This is a genomic window from uncultured Shewanella sp., from assembly GCF_947495455.1.
Lineage (GTDB): Bacteria > Pseudomonadota > Gammaproteobacteria > Enterobacterales > Shewanellaceae > Shewanella.
In genome coordinates, this window is record NZ_CANLZC010000021.1 from 57,707 (window position 1) to 64,141 (window position 6,435).

At 38.8% G+C, this 6,435-nt stretch carries 4 protein-coding genes; 2 read left to right on the forward strand and 2 right to left on the reverse strand.

The features are described from left to right. Positions 1-124 precede the first annotated feature (124 nt). Positions 125-952, reverse strand: a complete 828-nt coding sequence (locus Q0791_RS08145; RefSeq protein ID WP_299004647.1) for a helix-turn-helix transcriptional regulator — start codon at positions 950-952, stop codon at positions 125-127. Between the two features lie 100 nt (positions 953-1,052). On the opposite strand from Q0791_RS08145, the gene Q0791_RS08150 reads away from it, so the two are divergent. After that, positions 1,053-1,790, forward strand: coding sequence for a glutamine amidotransferase (locus Q0791_RS08150; RefSeq protein ID WP_299004650.1), 738 nt, complete (start codon positions 1,053-1,055; stop codon positions 1,788-1,790). 157 nt (positions 1,791-1,947) lie between these two features. On the opposite strand, the gene Q0791_RS08155 is transcribed toward Q0791_RS08150, so the two are convergent. Then, complete coding sequence (locus Q0791_RS08155) at positions 1,948-4,788, reverse strand: hypothetical protein (RefSeq protein WP_299004653.1); 2,841 nt, start codon at positions 4,786-4,788, stop codon at positions 1,948-1,950. 987 nt (positions 4,789-5,775) lie between these two features. Here Q0791_RS08155 and Q0791_RS08160 point away from each other — a divergent pair. After that, entirely contained in the window at positions 5,776-6,222 is a 447-nt protein-coding gene (locus tag Q0791_RS08160) for a GNAT family N-acetyltransferase (RefSeq protein WP_299004656.1), read from the forward strand. Positions 6,223-6,435: the final 213 nt, after the last annotated feature.

Here is a 6,435-nt window from a genome sequence, read left to right on the forward strand (position 1 = left end):
ACCAGATGTGGTTCAAGAAAATGTTTATTGGTTGCTATGGCACTAAGGTGAGCAAAAAAGAAGTGCGCAAAGAAGAGCACAAATAACAGACATGACGAACGGCTGGCCAATATGGATAAAACCCTTAGCGTAAATGCTGCTGGCGGTATTGATTGGGAGTTTGATTAAACATTGTTTTAAATGCAGAAATATAGGTGGCGTCCGAGGTGTATCCCAATTCCATTGCGATTGTTTGAATAGACTTTGTTGAGTTCAAGAGTTGTAGTGATAATACTAGCCTAATATTTTGCCGCCATAATGAAAAGGAGCGAGCAAATTCTTTCGCGCATAGTCGAGACAAGGTGCGTTCAGATGCCCCTACTTGCGTTGCCCACATTTTTAGTGTCAATGGCAGGGAAGGTTGTTGTTTAAGCTGTGTAAAAATAGACAACAGCCGCTTATCTTTTGGAATGAGTAAGGGGATTTCATAACGGCTTGCTGCTTCAATTTGATCTCTTAATACCATGAGTAAGTGAGTGATAGTGGACTCTGCTTTTGATGTTGATACCGAGACTGGGCACGCTTTCAAGGTGGGTTGCTTATCAAGCTCTCTATCAAGCTTCCCATTGAAAAAAAGCAAAAGCAACTCTTTTAGGAATGGGCTGACAAGGCAAGGTTTAGGCTCATCGTTAAATTGCACATATTTGTTGGGATTGAGATAAATGGCTAAAAATTGCGTGTCGGTGATGGCGACGGAGCGATGAATTGTGTGTGCGGGAATATAAAGCATGCCATTGTGGGGAACGATGGCACATTTATCATCAATATCTGATTGCAGTAAGCCTTGAACAGGGAAGACGATTTGATGCCATGGATGGGAGTGAAAGTCATCGATATGGCCAGCTGGCATTTGAATCGTTTTTGTTATGAATTGCTGCTCTGCTAATGCTTGTATGAGTTCGTTAGCTTCCATGGTTGGCGGTTTAACTATGTTAATTGGCTTTTCATATAAAGTACGCCATTTTAATTAAATGTAACATGGTAAGTCAATTGATACAGTTAAGGGTGGTAAGATGCATATTCACTTTATTATTCACGAACATTTTGAGGCGCCTGGCGTTTATGAAACTTGGGCGAAAAATCGCCGTCACACCATCAGCTACTCTCGCGTATATCAAGGTGATCCGCTTCCACAGCAAATTGACGATATTGATTTTTTGATTGTCTTGGGGGGGCCGCAATCACCTAGAACAACAATGAAGCAGTGTGCGCACTTTGACACGCAAAGCGAACAGGCTGTTATTTTAAAGGCTATCAATGCTGACAAAGTGGTACTTGGGATCTGCTTGGGCGCGCAATTAATTGGTGAAGCCTTAGGCGCGTCCTATCAACCGAGTTCAAAGCCTGAAATTGGCAAGTTTCCGGTGACTTTAACTGAATATGGCTTGGCCCATCCCTTGTTTAATCATTTTGGTCCAACTCTTGACGTAGGTCACTGGCATCAGGATATGCCAGGGATGACAACCGATGCACAACTGATTGCGTATAGTGAAGCTTGTTCGAGACAAATTATTGCCTATGGTGAGCGAGTTTTTGGTTTTCAATGCCATATGGAGCTGACCAAAGCGCTTGTGGCACTGTTAATTGACAATGATGATTTCAGTGACACAATAAACGAGCCTTTTGTTGATGAGCCAAAGGCATTGCTGAGCCACGACTATGATGAAATGAATCGAAAATTATGTGAGTTTCTAGATAAATTAAGCGATGATTATCAAAGGTTTATTTTAAATGGATCGGTTATGAGTTAAGCTGTTGTATTAGAGAAAGTGCTTCTAAAGACTATCTAATAACAAATTATTTACTTATTAAAATCAGTTAGATGCATATGAATTCTAGAATAGCATATGCATCATCGACTGAAGGTGTATTCTTAAGGGGACTTTATTGTTTAAGTAATAAAGACAGCTAAGCAGAGGCAGAAACCTTAAACAATCGATTTTTAAGTCGATCTCCTTCCATTATTCCTGCTAAAGGATGCAGAGCGGTATCGACTGAAAAATCCTCACTCATTGGCACTGGCACTTTCTGCTGCTCTTCGGATGGTTGCTCTATGGGCCTTTTTTCAAGATTTAACAATACACCGTTCATATCCATGTCATCAAACATGGCTTTAAGCTGATTAGAAGATATGGGGGTAACCGTTTGATCGTCACACCTAAACCAAGTATCACCTACTTGTTTATACGTAAACCAATGGCCTGAATTAGCGTCACTAGGATCTTTACCAGAACGATGGCAAGCAACTGAAGTTAAATGGTAATATTCTGTGTTGCCTTCAATGTCTTTTAACGCTAGCCCTTCTTGGCTACGGGCTGCGGCAAGATCAATTTTATGCCCGACCCTCACAGGTTTTAACTCTGTAAATGAAAAAGTAAAGCGTTTTAAGTCAAGCATCATGCTGTTAGGCAAATTTTTCAAACCTAGCGTCTTTGTATAGGCAACTTCTTTACCATCATAGGCTCTATATAAGGAATTTTTATCCTCGATCCTTTCTGTGATAAAAGTACTGGTAAATGCCTCTTTTAATGTCGTTACTGGCTCAATGCCATTCATAGACTGAAGTGTCAACATGGCTGTTAGTGGTGCAAGCGTGACACTATCGGCATAACCATCCGGCGATACAATGCTGGATTCTTGCATGCCATCTATGTGGTGAAAACAGAGGCGCGCAGCCAATTTCGCAATAATTTCTGGGGAATGCCCCATTTTTTTTGCATCTCCCGACGCATCTATCTTAAACAGATCCCGTGGATTATTTTCACTCGATTTGTTAGCCATCTTCTGTGGAGAATCAGCTAAACCTGCAAAGATTGCTTGACGTAAATGCTGCCCAGCTTTTCGTTCTTGCAAGGAAACCTCTCCGGTAATCCACTGCCTAATGGGAAGCTCTGCTTTATCCATAAAATATTGATAATCAGCCAACTCCTCTTCAAGCACTTTAAGTGCTTGAAGATCTTTTATCTTTCGCTCAGCTTGTTCAATACTTTTTCTAACATCATCTATTTGCTTTTTTGCCAAATTTAAGTCGTTGATATTAATGTCTTTCTTAAGTTTAAGTTCTTTATAATTAAACACTTTTATCTGAAGCTCTGTTTCTAGCTTTTCTACTTGCTGTTTAATTTTAGGCGCAAGTGTTTCAAGCAGCGTTTGAGTATCAATTAACTTTTTTCCTGTATTTTCAATGCGATTAGTTAGCGCTTGAATTTTATCTGCTAAGATCCCTTGCATGTAATTTCTATCTAAGGCGGTTTCCCATGTTTCAAAGCTAATTGATTGTAAGGCAGCATTAATAAAGCAATTGACTCCACCATTATTTAATCCCAGCGGAGAACGAGTAAATTCGGCGCTCATTAGTGGATCAGTAAATAACTCAACACCTTTAACTACGATTCCAAGGTTAATATCAAATTTTTCTACATTGCCTATTGCACCAATAAATGTGCTGTTGTCCTTAAAATTGGCCTGTCCTTTGTCTGTCGCTAAACGTTTAAGCTCTCGAAAAGCATTGTATTTCTGCTGATCGTTCTTCGCGTCTAGGTAACGTGTTATCACTGCTTGGGCCGCATCATGATGCTTTGCAGGAAACAGATCCTGAACTAAAGACCAAGATAACGCTGCTCCTTGTTTTAAAGCAAAAAGCGTCTCACTAAAACACTGATCTTGGCTAAAAACGATCATAATGTCAGTGTCAGCCACCACGCCCTTTATATCATCAGAAATTTTATTTTGTTGATATTCAACAAAGTTATGTTTAGTTTCAGGCTTAGCTATTATTTTAAGTGCCGAAAAGGCAGCATATTTTTGCTGGCTATTCTTAGCATTCAAATATTCAGTAATCAAATTGTTAACTGAATTATATTGCTCTGGTTGAAACATAGGTGCAAGCTTATCAAAGGGCAAACGAGGCTGCTTCAAACCGCCAATAGTCGTGGAGTAAAGATCCACTCCCTCTTTGACAATGGCAATATGTGCTGTATATCGCGCTATACTATTTTGCTGACTCTTATCATTATCTATCACCTCTTTCATTTCCACAAAACAGGCTTGCTCCTTTAACTGAGCGAGGTTTTTAAGTTTAGTAAAAGCTTGATATTGTAATATGCCCTCACTGGAAGACATCAAGGTTAATAAGGTCAATTTTGCTTCATTTCTCAGCGCGGGAGTATCAAACATTGGCGCTATGTTAAACCAAGTTTGACTGACCGAATCAAACAAGTCAGGTTCCAGATTATTTGACTGTTGGAGCTTGCTAATATCAGCCATAAGATCACTAACACCAAAGGCCGTCTCTTCTTTGTCTAGCGGGACATTTTTTACAGAAAAAGTTACATGGGTTATATCATCAGCATGAAGATCAGCAGGCTTAAGGTGAACATTCTGAGCATTAAGTGATATTTTGAACACCACATCAAAGTGACCCATTTCATTCATACGAATTTGAACAGGTTCAAAATTGCCTTGATATTTTTCGTTTGCTAATCCTTTTAATGCATAAAAGTCTGCTATTTTTTGATGACTTTCAGTATCATCACCAATGAGATTGTAGAAATGGGTTAAGGCCTCCACTTTATTGGTACCAAAAAATAAATCTGACACTTTGTCCCATTTAGAAATAATGCTTTCTAACTCACGTCCTTCGACCTTAGCTTGCTTAACTTGTACTATTTCTTCATCTGAAATTGTTTTGCTACGATTGAATGCAAACCAAGATAAATACGTATTTCTAACTGATAAATCAATGGACATTGTGATTTTATAACCTTAATTTATTAATATCGATACTCTTTATCCATAGCAAAGCCAATAAAAACATTTTATTACAAGTGGTTAAGTGTTATTCACTTAAGGAACACTTAAAATATCAATAATGATATACTTCTTGGGCATGAACATTTTCTGCTATGGACTGAAAAAGGAAAACCTAATTTTCACTGCACATATAATAAGAATAACCTTTAACATCATCTATCAAAAAACACGCTTTTTATTATTTTATGACAAAATAAAGTATTGATAAGTCACTGAATATATACCTGAGTATAAGAGCACCCACAATTGGAACGATAGTTGAGCCCTAGATTACTAATGACATAAGGTTTGCGTTTGCACAAAAGCCTGCGGTAGCAATGAATACCCATGAATGATGGAGAATACACAATATCATTATGACCGATAAAGCCAAACGCCAGCTTATAACTTTCCCTTTGTGGGTGGGCACTCACGGTCTTTGCCGTACCGTAGGTGATAAGGATCCCATTAAGCGAAGCTTAATATTCAACGCCCTGCGTGAGAGGAAACTGTTACGACGAAAGGGTTGCTAATATGTGTAAATGCCTTAGCTTAAATGCTGAGGGCGGTGCAGATTGGCTTGTTGCTCTGTTAATTGACAAGGATGATCTCAGTGGCACAATAAACGAGCCTTTTGTTGATGAGCCACGACTACGATGAAATAAATGAAAAGTTACATAAGTTCTAGATAAATTAAACTATGATTATCAAATGGTTATTTTAAATTAATATGTTAGGCAAAGATTTAGTGTAATAAGAGGCGGCGTATCACAAGACGGCCTAATAGCGAATCACTCAACAAGTGATGGCTAACATGTTGACTTGTTTAATGTTAATGGATCGTTTACTTTATTGATAGCGTTGGTTTAATAGAGATTGGTTCAATGGTGTTTGGCTCTGATGCGAGCAACGCATATGCAAAAGATTTATCAAAGGAGTTGAGTAGTGGAAGGTTACAGAATAAGTACCCAGTTTTCTGAAATGGATTTATCGGTTATTCATGAATATATTGCAAGTTCATATTGGGCTGAAAATATTCCTCAAGCAACCATGCAAAAGGCAATGGAAAATTCACTATGTTTTGGTGTGTTTACTGCGCTAGGCGAGCAAATAGGTTTTGCTAGAATGGTGACTGATTGTGCCACATTCGCCTACTTAGCGGATGTTTTTATTTTAGAAAATCATCGTGGTAAGGGATTAAGTAAATGGTTAATGCAACATATTTTAGACCATCCTCAACTGCAAGGGTTACGCCGCATGGTTTTAGCGACGCGTGATGCGCACGGTTTATATAAGCAATTTGGTTTTAATGCATTAAAATCGCCAGATACATTTATGGAGTTACATCAACCGAATGTATACAGTCCACTTTTGAAGCGAGAAGTTGGATGACAGGGGGCTGATTCTCTATCATTTAATTCATTCGAAGAAACACACCGTTTTTACTCGCTCTCTTGATTTTTAAAATCAGTGTGAATGAGAAAATAACCATCGAAGGCAGGGTGAGGTTTTACTTTGTAAAACGCGTCGAACGAGATGTATGGACTCCCTTCCCTCGAAGGAGTACGGTCTGAATTTGACCAATTAGCCAATGGAGCCCACACA

Coding starts and splice junctions, on each gene's coding strand:
- Q0791_RS08155 (WP_299004653.1), bottom strand. CDS start 4,788: ATGTCCATTGATTTATCAGTTAGAAATACGTATTTATCTTGGTTTGCA.
- Q0791_RS08150 (WP_299004650.1), top strand. CDS start 1,053: ATGCATATTCACTTTATTATTCACGAACATTTTGAGGCGCCTGGCGTT.
- Q0791_RS08145 (WP_299004647.1), bottom strand. CDS start 952: ATGGAAGCTAACGAACTCATACAAGCATTAGCAGAGCAGCAATTCATA.